15 protein-coding genes are annotated in these 15,337 nt (G+C 46.8%); 9 read left to right on the top strand and 6 right to left on the bottom strand.

Annotated elements, in window-relative coordinates; translation table 11 throughout:
• The first annotated feature begins 51 nt into the window (after positions 1 to 51).
• Entirely contained in the window at positions 52 to 1,386 is a 1,335-nt protein-coding gene (locus HQN90_RS16950) for a 5'-deoxyadenosine deaminase (protein WP_173220780.1), read from the top strand.
• Between the two features lie 293 nt (positions 1,387 to 1,679).
• Here HQN90_RS16950 and HQN90_RS16945 read toward each other — a convergent pair whose 3' ends face one another.
• Together HQN90_RS16945 and HQN90_RS16940 are read right to left on the bottom strand one after the other, a co-directional pair.
• Complete coding sequence (locus tag HQN90_RS16945; RefSeq protein WP_173220777.1) at positions 1,680 to 2,357, bottom strand: amidohydrolase family protein; 678 nt, start codon at positions 2,355 to 2,357, stop codon at positions 1,680 to 1,682.
• Entirely contained in the window at positions 2,303 to 2,815 is a 513-nt protein-coding gene (locus tag HQN90_RS16940; protein WP_173220775.1) for a hypothetical protein, read from the bottom strand. The genes HQN90_RS16945 and HQN90_RS16940 overlap by 55 nt, the downstream gene beginning before the upstream one ends.
• A gap of 489 nt (positions 2,816 to 3,304) precedes the next feature.
• On the opposite strand from HQN90_RS16940, the gene HQN90_RS16935 reads away from it, so the two are divergent.
• The 6 genes from HQN90_RS16935 to HQN90_RS16910 all read left to right on the top strand — a co-directional run bounded on the left by HQN90_RS16935 (position 3,305) and on the right by HQN90_RS16910 (position 11,313).
• Positions 3,305 to 4,420 (top strand): YncE family protein, encoded by a 1,116-nt coding sequence (locus HQN90_RS16935; protein ID WP_173220773.1) that lies wholly within the window; start codon positions 3,305 to 3,307, stop codon positions 4,418 to 4,420.
• Between the two features lie 209 nt (positions 4,421 to 4,629).
• Complete coding sequence (locus tag HQN90_RS16930; protein WP_173220771.1) at positions 4,630 to 5,592, top strand: carbohydrate ABC transporter permease; 963 nt, start codon at positions 4,630 to 4,632, stop codon at positions 5,590 to 5,592.
• Entirely contained in the window at positions 5,589 to 6,428 is an 840-nt protein-coding gene (locus tag HQN90_RS16925; protein ID WP_173220769.1) for a carbohydrate ABC transporter permease, read from the top strand. Before HQN90_RS16930 ends, HQN90_RS16925 begins: the two co-directional genes overlap by 4 nt.
• A 95-nt stretch (positions 6,429 to 6,523) precedes the next feature.
• Complete coding sequence (locus tag HQN90_RS16920) at positions 6,524 to 8,275, top strand: cache domain-containing sensor histidine kinase (RefSeq protein ID WP_173220767.1); 1,752 nt, start codon at positions 6,524 to 6,526, stop codon at positions 8,273 to 8,275.
• Positions 8,250 to 9,857: a response regulator transcription factor gene (locus HQN90_RS16915; RefSeq protein ID WP_246362515.1), complete on the top strand. Its 1,608-nt coding sequence runs from the start codon at positions 8,250 to 8,252 to the stop codon at positions 9,855 to 9,857. The genes HQN90_RS16920 and HQN90_RS16915 overlap by 26 nt, the downstream gene beginning before the upstream one ends.
• A gap of 136 nt (positions 9,858 to 9,993) precedes the next feature.
• The gene (locus HQN90_RS16910) at positions 9,994 to 11,313 is read left to right on the top strand and encodes an ABC transporter substrate-binding protein (RefSeq protein ID WP_173220765.1); all 1,320 of its coding nucleotides are present in this window, start codon (positions 9,994 to 9,996) and stop codon (positions 11,311 to 11,313) included.
• 131 nt (positions 11,314 to 11,444) lie between these two features.
• On the opposite strand, the gene HQN90_RS16905 is transcribed toward HQN90_RS16910, so the two are convergent.
• The 3 genes from HQN90_RS16905 to HQN90_RS16895 form a co-directional block, all read right to left on the bottom strand.
• Complete coding sequence (locus tag HQN90_RS16905; protein WP_028555213.1) at positions 11,445 to 11,645, bottom strand: cold-shock protein; 201 nt, start codon at positions 11,643 to 11,645, stop codon at positions 11,445 to 11,447.
• A 169-nt stretch (positions 11,646 to 11,814) separates the two neighbouring features.
• On the bottom strand, positions 11,815 to 12,033 hold the full coding sequence (locus tag HQN90_RS16900) for a helix-turn-helix domain-containing protein (RefSeq protein WP_173220763.1): 219 nt from the start codon (positions 12,031 to 12,033) through the stop codon (positions 11,815 to 11,817).
• 16 nt (positions 12,034 to 12,049) lie between these two features.
• Positions 12,050 to 12,442 carry a pyrophosphohydrolase domain-containing protein gene (locus HQN90_RS16895; RefSeq protein ID WP_173220761.1) on the bottom strand — a complete coding sequence of 131 codons (393 nt, stop codon included), beginning with the start codon at positions 12,440 to 12,442 and terminating at the stop codon, positions 12,050 to 12,052.
• A 233-nt stretch (positions 12,443 to 12,675) separates the two neighbouring features.
• On the opposite strand from HQN90_RS16895, the gene HQN90_RS16890 reads away from it, so the two are divergent.
• Both HQN90_RS16890 and HQN90_RS16885 read left to right on the top strand, forming a co-directional pair.
• Entirely contained in the window at positions 12,676 to 13,422 is a 747-nt protein-coding gene (locus HQN90_RS16890; RefSeq protein WP_079415451.1) for an SDR family NAD(P)-dependent oxidoreductase, read from the top strand.
• Positions 13,423 to 14,053: 631 nt separating this feature from the next.
• A complete protein-coding gene (locus tag HQN90_RS16885; RefSeq protein WP_173220759.1) occupies positions 14,054 to 14,629 on the top strand; it encodes a S26 family signal peptidase in 576 nt (191 codons plus the stop codon).
• A gap of 42 nt (positions 14,630 to 14,671) precedes the next feature.
• On the opposite strand, the gene HQN90_RS16880 is transcribed toward HQN90_RS16885, so the two are convergent.
• Complete coding sequence (locus HQN90_RS16880; RefSeq protein WP_173220756.1) at positions 14,672 to 15,292, bottom strand: TetR/AcrR family transcriptional regulator; 621 nt, start codon at positions 15,290 to 15,292, stop codon at positions 14,672 to 14,674.
• Positions 15,293 to 15,337: the final 45 nt, after the last annotated feature.

Raw genomic sequence — 15,337 nt, 5'->3', positions numbered from 1 at the left:
TTTTTTGTTCCCTAGCTTCATACTCTAGATGGAAATAGGAGGTTTGTAACGATGACAACCATTTTAATTAAAAATGCTGAAATTGTGACCATGAACCGTAAAAATGAAATTGTGAACGGGGATATTTTAATCGAAAATGATCGGATTACGGCGATCGGCCCGGACTTAGACCCTCCGCAGGTGGATAAAATCATTGATGCAGCCAACCGCACGGTCATTCCCGGCTTTGTCCAAACGCACATCCATCTTTGCCAAACCATTTTTCGTGGCAAAGGCGACGATTTGGAATTAATGGATTGGTTGAAAAAGCGGATCTGGCCGCTCGAAGCCTCCCATGACGAGGAGTCCATCTATTACTCCGCGCTGCTTGGCATTGGCGAGCTGATCCAAAGCGGTACGACAACGATCGTCGATATGGAAACCGTGCATCATACGGACTTCGCCTTCCAAGCCATTGCCTCCAGCGGCATCCGCGCGCTTTCTGGCAAAGTGATGATGGACAAAGGAGATGAGGTTCCCTTTGCCTTGCAAGAGAAAACAGCCGAATCCCTTCAGCAAAGCGTGGATTTGCTCGAAAAATGGAACGGCCATGACGACGGCCGTATTCAATATGCCTTCTCGCCGCGCTTCGTCATCTCCTGTACGGAGGAGCTGCTGCGTGAGGTTCGCAGCTTATCGGAGCAGTATCAAGTGAAGGTGCACACGCACGCTTCCGAAAATCTCGGCGAGATTGAGATTGTGCAAGCCGAGACCGGCATGCGCAATGTCGTCTATCTCGACCATCTCGGTCTGGCCAATGAGCGCCTCATTCTGGCGCATTGCGTTTGGCTCGATGACGAGGAGAAGCGCATCATCCATGAGCGTGGCGTCCATGTGAGCCACTGTCCCGGCTCCAACCTGAAGCTGGCTTCAGGCATTGCCGAGACGCCGGAGCTGCTGAAGCTCGACATCTCCGTCAGCTTAGGAGCAGACGGCGCGCCGTGCAACAATAATCTCGATATGTTTAACGAGATGCGGCTTGCCGCGCTGATCCAAAAGCCGATCCACGGACCGACGGCGATGAACGCCCAGACGGTCTTCCGGATGGCGACCATCGGCGGTGCCCGCGCGGTCGGCATGGAGAAGGAGATCGGCAGCATCGAAGTCGGCAAGAAAGCCGACCTGGCGATTCTCGATCTCAATAACTTCCACACGTACCCGTCCTTCGACGTGGACCCGATCTCGCGCATCGTCTACTCCGCGACGCGCGCCGATGTGGAGACGACGATCATCAATGGTCGGATCGTCATGGAGAACCGCATCATGCGGACGATCGACAAGGATATCGTCCTCCCTGAAGCGAACCGCTCCATCAAGCGGCTGCTGCAGCGTGCCAACCTTCGGTAGGCGCGGCGATGGGTCGTCAGGTGAACCTCCATCTAGGAGGTCGCCTTGGTGATTGCCTTTGCTTTTGGAGTTTTCTCCTGCACCGTGTAGATGAAACGGAACTACGATCCTCTATTTTGGGCGAATAGCGGCAAAACGTAGAGGAAAGGGAACTGGGTTCCGCTATTTAGCGAAATTACCGTCATAAGATGGTTAAACCAACAAAATAAGGGACTGTAGTTCCGCCTGACCTTGAATTCAGGTAGTTTTAGATGAAATAGAGGACCATAGTTCTCTAAGTTGGTTAGCGCCCCCTATTTCACCTTGCTATAGAGCAATTTGCCCGCTTCTAATTTGTTAAACCCAGCTATATCTCGAGAAGGGTCCTGCGTAAGAATAGCTTTCTTTTGTATTTGGGTTGCCGGCTCCTTACGCAGGATATTATCTAGATTGGAGTAAGCTATTTGGCTGATTAACGCGGGTTCACCCAAAGCATCCAAGACACGATACATCGCTTCAATCGCCGCTTCCTCACTCCCAACTCCGTAGCCGGAATCAGTACTTAGCATAAATCTGTCAGGAAATTGCTTCATCAACGGCAGGAAATCCTCGAGTCGATTCGCACTGTCCGGATTGAGAATCGTAAAGCCTGCGAAGAAATCCATATAAACATTGGGGTATTTCTCCAATAGTTGTTTGATGTTCTCTGGTGAGTTGTAAGCATTGGCATGACCGAAAATGAAAGTTGTCTTCGGATGGCTCTTCAATGCTTCCTCCAATTTATCTATAACAAAACCGTTTGGAGGATCCATATGCAGCAGGATAGGGGCCTGGTACTCTGCACATAAATCATAAATTTGCGGTAGGAAGCCATCCATAGGATCTTTGCCTTTCCACTCTACTTTGGACACCACAGGCGAGTTGTAGGAAGCAGCCACTATCTCGCCAAGGCCGAAATAGCCTTGTTCGAGATTTTTTCTGATAACATCCAAACTCCTGGATCGTGCAAATCAAAGCCGGAGAAAAAAGGCGTAAAAAAGTCCGGTCTATCCGTATAAGCTTCCCAAGCATACTCATCCGTGCGGATTGCGCTATACTCGGAGACGTCACCGAAAAGGACAACTCGATCTATTTGGTCCCGCTGCCAGACACCTTTCATCCCGGCGTACTTCTTATCACTTGCATCATGATTGTGCACGTCCGCTAAGGGGAGGGAGCCGTATTGCAGCAGCAAGTCAGCTAAGCTTTTTTTAGCCGGCGCGGCTGTTTCTGTCGAATTAGGAGAGGGCGCTGGTAGCGAAGCGACCATGGAAGAGGCAACTGATTCCCCAGGTGGGGGCATAGCCGTCTTTCGCCAAAAGCCAGCCGAATTGAACCCCCAAAAACTCACTCCAATTACAACCAAAATCACACTAATACCCGCGATGGAAATCGCTTTCATTTTAGGCATGCTAGAAGTACCATCCCCAGTCATTCGATTAGTCACCCAGTATTGCAATCAATCATTCCTTTGTTCGTTTGTTCGTTTGTTCGTTTGTTCAATCTTGCATTCAATTACACCTCAGCTCATCTCAATCGCTTTCAGACTTACTCAGTTACTTATTCATTCGGTTGGTCACTAAATTTTACAATCACTCAATCACTCATTCATTCAACATGCATTCACCTACGCACTTACTCATTCACCTACAAACGTACTCAGTTACTCAATCATTCATTCGGTTAGTCACTAAATTCTACAATCACTCACTTATTTAATCTTGCACACGCACGCACTCATTCACCCAATCAATCACTTACTCATTCAACAACCTAATCATACCATATATTCCCTTTTATAATATGAAAATAGCGCGTCTCCTTCAGTAAAATGTTCCCAATCCCTTTTTTATCCATATAGTAATAAAGGTTCATACCTTAATGGAGGAAGGGATCTCTCATGACCAACGTCTTAAAGCGCTCTACACAACTTAAGGCGCCATCCAAGCTGCCCCAAGTCCTCGCTATTGTACCTGTCTCTACTCATGTAGGGGATATCCAAACCAATTCCGCAACTAATCGCGTGTATTATGTGCAGGGTGATAATCAAGTCGGTATTCTTAGCGGGGTTACCAACCGTGTTATACGGAATGTGAAGGTGGGGGAGGGCGCTACTTACCTTGCCGTGAACACTCGTACGAATCGGATTTATGTGACCAATTTTCGGGATCGTACGGTTTCCGTCATTGACGGAACGTCAAACCGTGTCATAGCGTCCGTTTCCGTCGGACTGCGGCCTTATGGCATTGCCGTACACCAAGGCAGCAATCGCATCTATGTCGCCAATCTAGGCGGAACGATTAGCGTGATTGACGGCAGCTCCAACCGTATACTGCAAACCATGAACGTGGGCGGATCACCGGCTCTTGTCTCCGTGAATGAGCGGACGAACCACATTTATGTGACAAACGTCGGGAAAAACTCCCTTCATATCATCAACGGAAAGACGCTGCAAGTGAGCAAGACCATTAAAGTGGGCAGAAACCCTATCATTGTACCGGGTATTAACAGCACGTCCAACCGTATCTATATTGCCAATAATTTAAGCCGGTTCGCTTCCTTAGTTCTGGGCAATGCCCCTGGGAAAAGCATCCCTATTCAGCTCGGCAGCTTGCAAAGTGAGGTCGCCGTGAATCCGTTGACCAATCGTGTTTACTTCACAAGTGCTCAGGAGGAGGGGAGAGGGAAGCTTTTTGTCCTCGATGGTGAAACCAACCGTATCTTGGAGACATTGCAGATCCCGGCCTTCACTTCCATATTGGTCAATCCGCTCACCAATCATTATTTCATTGGAGACTCCGATGGCCGCAATTTATTGGCGTATAACGGACAAAGCAATAAGCTTCTAACCACACTGCGCACGGGGGAATCCGCGGGGAATATGGCTCTGAACACACGAACAAACCGCGTCTACGTAGGAAATGCAGGTACAATTACGGTGGTTCAAGATTATCCGATCACGAATAACGGTGCGAGGACCCGGCCTCTTCTTGCCAAGCATGTCTACCTAGGCTAATCGTGGTCTTGGAGGGGACAGCGCTGTCTCCTCCTTGGAGATGATGGACAAGCCACTTCAGGCGCGTGTACCTCGCCATACATAAGTTTGTAAACCACCAATGATATTGTTCGATTGTGAATGAATTGTGTTCATTACTCTCATTTTTCAAGCGGGACTTACCTTTTATACTATGCATATAGGCTTTAACATGAAAGGCGGTTTTCCCGATGAAGGCTGACACGAGTTTATCTTCCCACAAGCTTCCCGCAAGTAAGCTAAAAACAGCATTTACCCTGAGAGGACGCTGGGAGTCGCCATTTGCTGGTTATTTATTTATCTCCCCTTGGCTGATTGGGTTTCTGCTTCTAACCTTATGGCCGATGATTCAATCCATGTATTACTCCTTCACCAAATATACGTTGTTAGATGCACCGGAATGGATTGGCCTGCGCAATTATGAACGCATCTTCGCTGATGACGAGCTGTTTCGCCAGTCTTTGAAAATCACGATTCTTTTCGTCGTCTTGTCTGTACCGATTAAGATCTTCAGCGCTTTGATGGTAGCGATCCTGCTGAATAAGAAAATTAAAGGAATTTCCGTCTATCGAACGTTTATTTATTTGCCTTCCTTAATCGGAAGCAGCATTGCCGTGGCTATTCTGTGGCAAAATATTTTTGGGATTGACGGCTTCATCAATCGCTTCCTGAGCATGTTCGGCATTGACGGAGTCAGCTGGATCAGCAATCCCAAGACAGCCCTTGGCACCTTGATTATTCTGGTCGCTTGGCAGTTTGGCTCTTCCATGGTTATATTCCTGGCCGGATTAAAACAAATCCCTGCCGAGCTCTACGAAGCCTCTTCCGTAGACGGCGCTTCCAAAGTTAGACAGTTCTTTCAAATTACTTTGCCGATGCTGTCTCCCGTCTTGCTTTTTAACCTGGTGCTTCAAACGATTGGTTCCTTTCAAATGTTTACTCAGGCTTTCATTATTACGAAGGGCGGTCCCATCAACTCCACTTATATGTATGCCTTATACCTCTATGATCGCGCTTTTTCGAGATATGAGATGGGTTATGCTTCCGCGCTGGCATGGATACTTCTTGTGGTGATTGCAATCGTGACCGCTGTCATTTTCGCCTCATCCCGCTACTGGGTATTCTACGAAACAGAAGGAGCGAAAAGAAAATGAATAAGTCACGTACGATACGAACGCATCTTTTATTGGCCTTATTTTGCCTAGTTATGATTTATCCCATGTTATGGTGGTTCGGGGCTGCCTTCAAATCGAACGCAGAAATGAGTTCGCCTGCCCTTTTCCCTAGCGTCTGGTTATGGAGCAATTTCAGCCAAGGATGGGTCGCTATTCCTAAGTTTACCTTTACGCATTTTTATCTGAATACCTTTGAACTCATTGCCGGCGTTCTGGTGACATCCATCCTTTCCTGCAGCTTGGTTGCTTTTGGCTTCGCGCGATTGGATTTTCCGTTGAAAAATTTCTGGTTCGCCATTCTGATGGTAACTCTTATGCTGCCAAGCCAAGTCACATTGGTGCCACAGTACATCATGTTTAACACGTGGGGATGGGTCAATACGTATCTGCCCTTCTATGTGCCGCATGCACTGGCCGGCGGTATAGGCGGCCCTTTCTTCATCTTCCTGCTGGTGCAATTTATTCGCGGTCTTCCGCGGGAGCTCGATGAATCGGCCAAAATGGACGGCTGCAGTTGGTTCGGCATCTACTGGCGAATCATACTGCCGCTAACGAAGCCTGCATTAGTCACCGTAGCCATCTATTGTTTCCTCTGGAATTGGGACGACTTCTTCGGGCACCTGCTGTATATTAACTCTGTCAGTAAATACACCGTGGGCCTTGCTTTGAAGCTGTTCGTAGACAGCCAATCCGCGCTGCCATGGGGACAATTGCTGGCGATGTCGCTCGTTTCCATTATCCCTTCCCTGATTTTATTTTTCATGGCACAGCGGCATTTTGTCGATGGCATTGCCTCCGGTGCAGTGAAAGGATAGAATGAGAGACAAATCATATGAAAAAGGTTGCGCTACCTGCAGCCTTTTTTCCACTTTTACCAGAAGCGATGGGGGAGGGATAGGCCCTGTTTACCATGTTCAAACGTGTTCGCATCGGACGGCTGTTCTTCGGCAGCTTTGCCGCATTCATTGCGGTTCTGCTGCTCATTTCCTCCTGGATTAGCTACAGCCTGACTTCACGGGAGTTAGCCAGCAATACCGCCAACTATCAGCAGGATCTCTTAAATGAACTAAACAAGCGCTTAGTGACTCAGTTGAACTCAATTGAGCAAATGTCTCTAGCTGCTTACCGGAATATTGAGACGATCTCGTTCGATCCCTTAGAGAGCGACTTATTTGAGCGAAATCGCCGCAAGGTGGATCTAGTCAGCTTGCTGGCCAGCATTACCTACAGCACAACCATGGTCCAATCCATTTATTTATATATTGAACGGCCTTTTTCGACGGATGCACAAGGTCCGCTGCGGGTTTATGATTTGCAAAAGGTAAAAGAAGAAGCATGGTTTCCGAGCATCCAGAATAACGACTTTGCTTGGATCGAAGAGCGAACCATTCCGACTAATTCCGGCCCGATTCCGGTGATCAGCTTCGCAAGGAAGCTGTACAATAATTCAGGAATCTACTACGGCATGCTCCTGCTCAATGTGAAATCCTCGGAGATTCAGAATTTGATTCGCGGCGAAACAGAGGGAAGAAGCAGATTGCTTGTAGACGCAAGCGGCAGGAAGATTGCGACGATCGGCAACCCCGATTTGCAGGAGAGTGAACTGGAGAATATTAGACTGCTGAAGGAGAAATCGGGCAGTATTCATTTGACCGCCAAACCGCAAGGGGACTCCTTGCTGGTCTGGAGCAAATCGCCCTCCAACTGGACACTGATTGAGATGACGCCATGGAACACCATCATTCATGGCAGTATTCGCTTGGCGCTGATTCTCCTAACCGTTGGTCTTTCTGCCATTTTCGTCGCTTCCTTTGTTACCTTCTTCATCTCCCGGCAATTCACCACACCCATCAAGCTGCTGGTCGCTTTCATGGGCAAGCTTCCTGATCGGGGCTTTGTCGCTGATTTGCCGAGGGATTATACCAATGAGTTCGGGAATTTATTTAACGGCTACCGCAAGCAGATGGAACGAATCGAGGAACTACTTGAATCGTTGAAGGCTCAGCACAAACGCCAGCGCGAAGCCGAAATCAAAGCGCTCCAAGCGATGATTAATCCTCATTTTCTCTATAATACGCTCGATCAATTGAACTGGCTGGCGATTGACTCCGGCCAAGATAAGATTAGCAAGATTTTGTCCTTGATGGGTAAAATGTTCCGTATCGGCTTGTCCAATGGGGAAACGTTGATTCCCATCGCGGATGAAATTACGCATGTTGAATGTTATTTGCAGATACAGCAAATTCGCTGGGGGGATCGTTTGACGTTCACGATCTCTGCTGATGAATCTGCCAAGGAGCTTTATATTCCCAGACTGACTTTGCAGCCGTTCATCGAAAATGCTATTATTCATGGCTTTCATGGAAGGAAGACCGGAAATATCCGCGTGTCTGTGCAGCTGCAGAATCAGGACATTCGATTCCAGATTGAGGATAACGGTGTCGGGCTGCGACCCGACTGGGATCAACCGAAGGCAAGGAAAACAGGCGGTTACGGCATGCGCAACGTGAAGGAGCGGATGGAAGCTTATTTCGGCCCTCCATACGGAATTCGCATTACAAGTACGGAAGGCACAGGGACTGAGGTTACGATCCTATTGCCGCAAATCCGAAATAAAGAAGAAGTCGAGGAGCGATATGATGTGGAAAATACTCATTATTGATGACGACTTTCAAGTGCTGGAAGGGATGAAGAAGGCGATTCCCTGGGCATCTATTGATGCAGAGCTGGTTGGCGAAGCCAGTGACGGCGCCGAAGGGCTTGAGATGGTTCAACAAACTGAACCGGATATTATCATTACGGATATTTACATGCCGGTGATGAACGGCTTAGAAATGATCGAGAAGCTGCGGGAGGCTAACTTCCCCGGTGAATTGATTATCCTGAGCGGTTACACGGACTTTCAATATGCGAGGCAAGCTTTGCGGCTGCAGGTGAGCGATTATTTGTCTAAGCCAGTCACCATCCAAGAGCTTGAAACGGTTCTCACCAAGGTAATCAAAGAACTCGAAGCCAAAGAAATCAAGAAAATAGAGCAGGAAGAAATCAAGAGACGCCTGCTGCTGTACGAGCCTTTTGGTCAGCAGGAATGGCTGAAATCTGTCATGACGGGCACCTTTCATAAATCAGCGGTGGCGGCGAGTATTCCCCCTTCTGAACAAGCCTATTGGCTGCACCGAAGCCATCTTGTGATGGGAATTGAGCTGATGAGTACCGTTCGTACAGCCAACTTATCCCTTATCGACTGGAATTTATTCCGCTTCGCCTTAGCCAACATTATTAGAGAGGTTTTGGCCGAGGATTGGCCGGAGTCTGACTTCATTGAGCTTCACAGCCATCATGCTGCGATTATGTTTCATATTGATGATACTATCCCTATGGAGACTGCTCTTGATCGCATCAGATCGATCGGCAATCGCATTGCCGACTGTGTGCTCACTTATCTGAAGCTAACCATCCGATTAGGGTTAGGACAAATGAAAGCATCATGGCTGGAAATCTCTGATTCGACAGAGGAAGCTTTCTTGGATTTATTGCAGCAAACGGTTACCACCCCGCAGGGGAAGCTGGCTTCCGTCTCATCCGAGCTGGCGATTCGACCGATTAAGTTTTATCAAGAGCTTGCGGAAGCGATCGTCTACTCCAAAGAGGAAACTGCTGCTCAGATTGTAGAAGCTTATATTCGTCAAATACAAAGCATGTCCACCATTACACCAGCTTACTTGCAGTATTTGTGTACAGAGCTTTGGACTATTTTCGCCTACTCCTTATACAGCGTGAGCATCGTACTTGACGAGCTGTTCCCAGACATGAATCTGTCAGCAGAAATCGTTCAAATCCAAACGCCGGAGCAATTGCAGCAATGGCTTCAGCACAAGATCCATGTCATCGCGACAAGTCGTCATTGGAATGAGAATTCCAAGCATAAGGATGTAGTTGAATTCATGATTCAATATGCGCATGATCACTATGCCGAGGAGATTGGCTTGGAGGATATGTCGAAGCAGCTGTATCTGTCTCGCAATTATTTGAATCAAATTTTCAAAAAAGCGACCGGAGAAACCTTCACCAACTATTTAATCCAAGTCCGGATGAAGAAGGCGCAGACCCTTCTGGCCGAGGGCAACTATCTGATCTATGAGATATCCGAGAAGGTCGGGTACAAAAATGTTCCTTATTTTAGCTCAATTTTCAAAAAGTATACAGGAGTCAGCCCCAGTGAGGTTGGGAAAAGCGGCTTATAACAACTTATAATGCTGCTTGTCGCCGTATTGTGATCAAAAGTGAAAGAAGTGTGTTCATTACTCTCCTTTTTCTTCTTTTGAGTTATTTCTATAATGAAACTGTATAGATCATAAGGTAGCGAAAGGGGATTTTTCAATGAAAGTGCAGATGAGACAATGGAGCATGCTCTCGATGACTGCCATAATAGCGCTGACCCTAAGTGCATGTGGTTCCGGAAATACATCAAGTACACCTGCGGCGAGCAGCCCTGCTGCAACGAAGGCACCGGCGGCGGCAGCCTCCCAGCCTGTTAAGCTGCGTATTGTATGGTGGGGCTCACAAGCAAGACACGACGCTACGCTGAAAGCGCTGGATGCCTATACTAAAAAGAATCCGAATGTCACCTTCGAGCCGGAATTCTCGGGGTTTGATGGGTATGCGGATAAACTGGCTACCCAAGCGGCGGCCAAAAATGCACCGGATATTATCCAAATGGACCCGGCTTGGCTTGCGGAGTATGCTGGCAGAAATCAACTCGCAGAGCTGTCCAAAGGCATTCGCACTGACGATATCGACAAATCACTCGTAGATTCCGGGAAATTTAAAGATAAGCTATATGCGATCCCGCTTGGGAATAACGCTACAGGTATGATCTACAATAAAAATGCTGTTGATAAGCTGGGGATCACACCACCTAAAAACGGTTGGACGTGGGATGAATACTTCCAGTTCGGCAAAGATGCCAAAGCTAAGCTGGATAAAGATAAATATGTGTTGATGGATGCGACAAACGATTACACAGGATATTCCGCTTATCAAATCAGTCAAGGCAAGGGTTACCCGATCACTGTTGACGGCAAATTCAACTTTGATAAAGATACCTATCTAACCTTCGTCAAGAAATATACGGAGCTTCGATCAGCCGGAGTTGTACCTCCTGCGGAGATCGCGACTACGGACAAAGAGTCTGACGCTAAGCTGGACTTAATGAACAATGACACCGTCTTGATGAAGCGTACTTTTGCCGCACTTTTCCCAGGCTATGAAGGAGTAAAGCCATCTGCCTATTCCCTTGTGAATCAGCCTAAAGGCCCGCAATCCAGCGGCTTCCTGAAGCCTTCCATGTTCTGGTCGGTAAGCGCAGATTCCAAATATGCCGAAGAGTCCAAGAAATTCATCGACTGGTTCGTGAATGACAGCGAAGCCGCAGATCTATTAACGACTACTCGAGGCGTGCCCGTTTCCAAAAAAATGCTGGAATACTTAACACCTAAGTTAACACCTGCTGATAAATTGCAAATTGAGCTGATCAAAACGGTCGCTCCTGACGCGCAACCTTTCAACGCGGGAGCTAAAGGCTGGAGTAATTATACAGCGAAGGATTTCAAAAATATCGGCGAGAAAATTATGTTTGGCAAAATAACACCAGAAGCTGCTTACGAAGAGCTCGTGAAGAAAGCTAAAGATTATCAATAAGATCATGTGGATGAGGAGCCCTTCGAGGCTCCTTATTTGTATGCGGCGACTGCCGTGGAACGCAAAAAAGAACGACCCTCAACAAATGTTAAGAGCCGTTCTTCGAGAATGCTATTTGTGCAAGCTGGAGCTTACAGTTTTACAACGTTCTCAGCTTGTGGTCCGCGGTTGCCTTGAACTACGTTGAACTCAACGCGTTGGCCTTCATCCAAAGATTTGAAACCTTCGCCAGTGATTGCGGAGAAATGTACGAATACATCGTTGCCGCCTTCAACTTCGATAAAGCCAAATCCTTTTTCTGCGTTAAACCATTTTACTGTTCCTACTGCCATGGGTAATACCTCCAAAGTTTTATTAACATGTCTTTTTTCTTGTTTCGAACAAAAAAATTACACATTGGAAAAGGTTTCATTTACTTAAATGATAACCCTTTGCAATACGCAATTCAGGTTTTACCTTTAAGACTATTACTACTGTACCACACAAATTTATGTAATGCAATTATCCCTCAGAGGGATTTGTTGCTAAGGATAAGAGTTCCTCTCTATCCTCAATTTTCAAGGCAATTGCGAGTGCAATTACGACATCTTTCGACGGCTCCATTCGACCGTTTTCGATCGAATTGAGGATCGAGTAGCTGACGCCAGCTTTCTCTCCAAGCTTGCGAAGAGTAAGATTTTGCTGCTGTCTCAGCTCTTTTAACCTGACATGAAATTTCATGCTGCGCCTCCTCTGTTTATTTATTTTGCTGTCTGCGAATTTCAGCACTAATTTTGTCGAATGGGTCCTGCCAATCAGGCGGTTTAATCGTTTTGCCAAATTCGTTCTTATGGACTAGACCGTCAGGCCAAACCTTGGACATATTCGCATGATGCACAATATCAAAAATCGGTCCAGGCTCTACACCCATCTCAACCAAGGTGCCCAGAACAAAATACAACTCATCAATCATGGCATCTACTTCATCTTCCAGCGTTGCCGCTTCCTTGTACTCATTCAGTTCTTCTTGCATCCAAGCCATACGAGCCGCTTTACGGCTTTCGGATAGGCGCTGCGGAGAAGTTCCGATTGGGTGCTGAAAGGCTTCATGGAACTTTTTAATATCCTCATAAGCATTCTTTAACGTCATTGCGATAGTTCGCTCCCTTGCGATGGTTTTCTTTTATATACCATTAATACGCGGGAGAGGTCAACAGGCCAAGCCATATTCCATGGGAAAGGATATAGGTTCCACTTTTACTTATTTTACATCGTGTACATAACTTCACATTTATACTATACTGTAAACAGATACCCGCTTACAAACACTTGGGTATTCAGTGGCTTATCATTCTAGTTTCGTAAAGAAAGGTAGGATCGAAGATGGGACGTTTAAGTGGAAAAGTAGCTATTATTACAGGGGCGGCCTTAGGCATGGGGGCTGCGGAAGCGAAGCTTTTCGCCCAAGAAGGCGCTAAAGTGGTAGGAACGGATATTAAGGACGCCGAGCTGCAGGAAGTCATTCGGGAAATTAATGAAAATGGCGGTGAAGCCATCGGTTTCAAACATAACGTCGCTTCGGAAGAAGAGTGGCAGCAGATCGTCCAAGAAACGGTCAACCGCTTCGGCAAGGTGGACATCCTTGTGAACAACGCGGGGATTTCGTCGACGAAAACGATCGCGAATATCGAAATGAGCGAATGGAATCGCGTGATGGACATCAATCTGTCAGGCTGCGTGCTCGGGATGAAATATGTTTTCCCGGAAATGCAAAAAGCCGGCGCCGGCTCCGTCATTAACATTTCTTCCATCGGCGGCATCGTCGGAATGGCCGGATCAAGCCCGTATACGGCAGCCAAGGGTGCGCTACGCGCCTTATCGAAATCCGCCGCGGTTGAATATGCGAAACAGAACATTCGCGTCAACTCCGTCCACCCCGGCATTATCGTCACACCAATGACAGAACCGTCCATGAAGGATGCCATGCCGTATTACAAGACATTCACACAGCTCCCTTACTTCGGCAAACCGGAAGATGTCGCATACGGCGTCCTATTCCTTGCTTCCGATGAATCACGTTTTATGACGGGATCAGAGCTTGTCATTGATGGTGGCTGGACTGCTTTGTAAGGATTTGACCATCTGTTTCTATAAATGAAAGAGAGGCCGCCCCCATGTAGGTACTGCTACTTGGGGGCGGCCTAATTTGCGGGGTGGCTGCCTTTTTCTGCGCTTGAGACTGCCTTTTCGGCAGGCTCAGAGCGGGTTTTACGCATTTCTCCTCCTGAGACGGCCTTTTGGGCAGGCTTAGCTTATATTTGCGGGGTGGCTGCTTTTTTCTGCGGTTGAGACCGCCTTTTCGGCAGGCTCAGAGCGGGTTTTATGCATTTCTCCTCCTGAGACGGCCTTTTCGGCAGGCTCAGCTTACATTTGCGGGGTGGCTGCCTCTTTCTGCGGTTGAGACCGCCTTTTCGGCAGGCTCAGCGCGGGTTTTATGCAGTTTTCCTTCTGAGGCGGCCTTTTCGGCAGGCACAGCTTACATATTCTAGATAATAATATACACTAAATGGAAGATGTGTTAATGTGAAGTTGATCAACTAACCAGATAAACATATTGAATTTGATTGTTCTCTTCTAAAAGTGGATGTATCAAATATCTCCATTCGAAATCTCAGCGAATAGCAAATAAAGCTAGACTGTATGTAAGTTCCCTTCCCTTTGGACCTTTCTTGCAGTCTTTGCTTTTTGGGGAGGAATTGGCATGAAACGACTGCTGCTTACAGCTCTTCTAGTCGTATTACTCTCATCATGCTCTGAAAAAGAAGTAGATGATAAAATTACAACTGAATCGATTTCTAAAGTATCACCGGAAATTGGTACAACCATTAATCCAATGAGCGATGCCATGGACCGTGGTCAACATGATTTATCTCGAAATGTTGTTGTAGACGCTTCTTATTATAAAACTCACTCAGTGGCAAGAGGGGACATTGTTTACTATGAAGATAATTCCGTCTCAAGGATAGTTGGGCTTCCGAATGAAAAAATAAACATAAGTAATGGACAGATTTATATTGATGGAGCAAAATTGGATACATTTTATGGGTCGGCTCATATTCGAGGCTACGATTATGAACATTTCAAAGGTAGTGACTTGGAGGAGAAAGCTAAAGAAAATCTTATCGCAGAGATTTTCAAAAAAAACATGAAAGAGATCACGATCAGCTCTAACGAAGTTTTTGTAGTAGGTGACGATTGGTCAAGAAGCAATCATTCTACATTTCGAAATTTAGCGATGAAAGATTTGCGTGGTAAGGTTCTAGGAGTTAGTGAATAAACACTTTAGAGCAAATCCACGCGAATTTCTCTCTCCGCAAAATTATATCCGGCCTTTTCTCTCGGGAATTTGCTTGTAAGGTCCTCGGATCGAAAGGTTCATCAGATGCGCGGCAATCTCCTCTTCCGAATAAGGCATATTGTTCGCAACCCACCAGATAATGACTTCCAGAAATGCGGACTCCACGTATTTGACGACGATTTCCCTTGTCGCTGTTAAATTGCGGTCATCCGGTTCTGTGAAATCGACGCCTTTGGAGATGAATTCGTGAATGACCTCAAGCAAGGCGGAAGCGAAATAAGGCACGCGATTTCTAACCAACAAGGCATAATAGAGGTTGAAGTTTTGGGCAATTTGATGAAAGAGCCTAACAAAGCTTGGATGCGCTTGTCCGCTGAGCATATCGAATTGGTCGGGATCATTGGTTTCAGCAACAAACAGGTGCCCTCTGAGATCTTCCAATATCTCATTCATATACTGCTGGGCTAATGCCTGCTTATCATCAAAATGCAAATAGAATGTCGCCCGCTTCACGGTTGCGCGATCCGATATGTCCTGTACGGTAATTTGCTCGAAATCCCGTTCTTCCATCAATTCAATCAGCGCTTTACGAAGAAGCTGATGCGTGCGTATAACACGGGGATCTTTTTTTTTAACTTCCATTTCACTTAATCCTTATCTATCCAAAGTAGGGATGTTCAGACATCC

Source organism: Paenibacillus alba, assembly GCF_013204855.1.
GTDB classification, from domain to species: domain Bacteria; phylum Bacillota; class Bacilli; order Paenibacillales; family NBRC-103111; genus Paenibacillus_E; species Paenibacillus_E alba.
This window is presented reverse-complemented; position numbering and strand designations above follow the sequence as displayed.

Bases quoted from the DNA above. Each gene is read 5' to 3' on its own strand.
- HQN90_RS16900 (WP_173220763.1), bottom strand. From the start codon at position 12,033: ATGAAATTTCATGTCAGGTTAAAAGAGCTGAGACAGCAGCAAAATCTT.
- HQN90_RS16915 (WP_246362515.1), top strand. From the start codon at position 8,250: ATGATGTGGAAAATACTCATTATTGATGACGACTTTCAAGTGCTGGAA.
- HQN90_RS16885 (WP_173220759.1), top strand. From the start codon at position 14,054: ATGAAACGACTGCTGCTTACAGCTCTTCTAGTCGTATTACTCTCATCA.
- HQN90_RS16890 (WP_079415451.1), top strand. From the start codon at position 12,676: ATGGGACGTTTAAGTGGAAAAGTAGCTATTATTACAGGGGCGGCCTTA.
- HQN90_RS16930 (WP_173220771.1), top strand. From the start codon at position 4,630: ATGAAGGCTGACACGAGTTTATCTTCCCACAAGCTTCCCGCAAGTAAG.
- HQN90_RS16910 (WP_173220765.1), top strand. From the start codon at position 9,994: ATGAAAGTGCAGATGAGACAATGGAGCATGCTCTCGATGACTGCCATA.
- HQN90_RS16950 (WP_173220780.1), top strand. From the start codon at position 52: ATGACAACCATTTTAATTAAAAATGCTGAAATTGTGACCATGAACCGT.
- HQN90_RS16925 (WP_173220769.1), top strand. From the start codon at position 5,589: ATGAATAAGTCACGTACGATACGAACGCATCTTTTATTGGCCTTATTT.
- HQN90_RS16940 (WP_173220775.1), bottom strand. From the start codon at position 2,815: ATGCCTAAAATGAAAGCGATTTCCATCGCGGGTATTAGTGTGATTTTG.
- HQN90_RS16905 (WP_028555213.1), bottom strand. From the start codon at position 11,645: ATGGCAGTAGGAACAGTAAAATGGTTTAACGCAGAAAAAGGATTTGGC.
- HQN90_RS16920 (WP_173220767.1), top strand. From the start codon at position 6,524: ATGTTCAAACGTGTTCGCATCGGACGGCTGTTCTTCGGCAGCTTTGCC.
- HQN90_RS16880 (WP_173220756.1), bottom strand. From the start codon at position 15,292: ATGGAAGTTAAAAAAAAAGATCCCCGTGTTATACGCACGCATCAGCTT.
- HQN90_RS16935 (WP_173220773.1), top strand. From the start codon at position 3,305: ATGACCAACGTCTTAAAGCGCTCTACACAACTTAAGGCGCCATCCAAG.
- HQN90_RS16895 (WP_173220761.1), bottom strand. From the start codon at position 12,442: ATGACGTTAAAGAATGCTTATGAGGATATTAAAAAGTTCCATGAAGCC.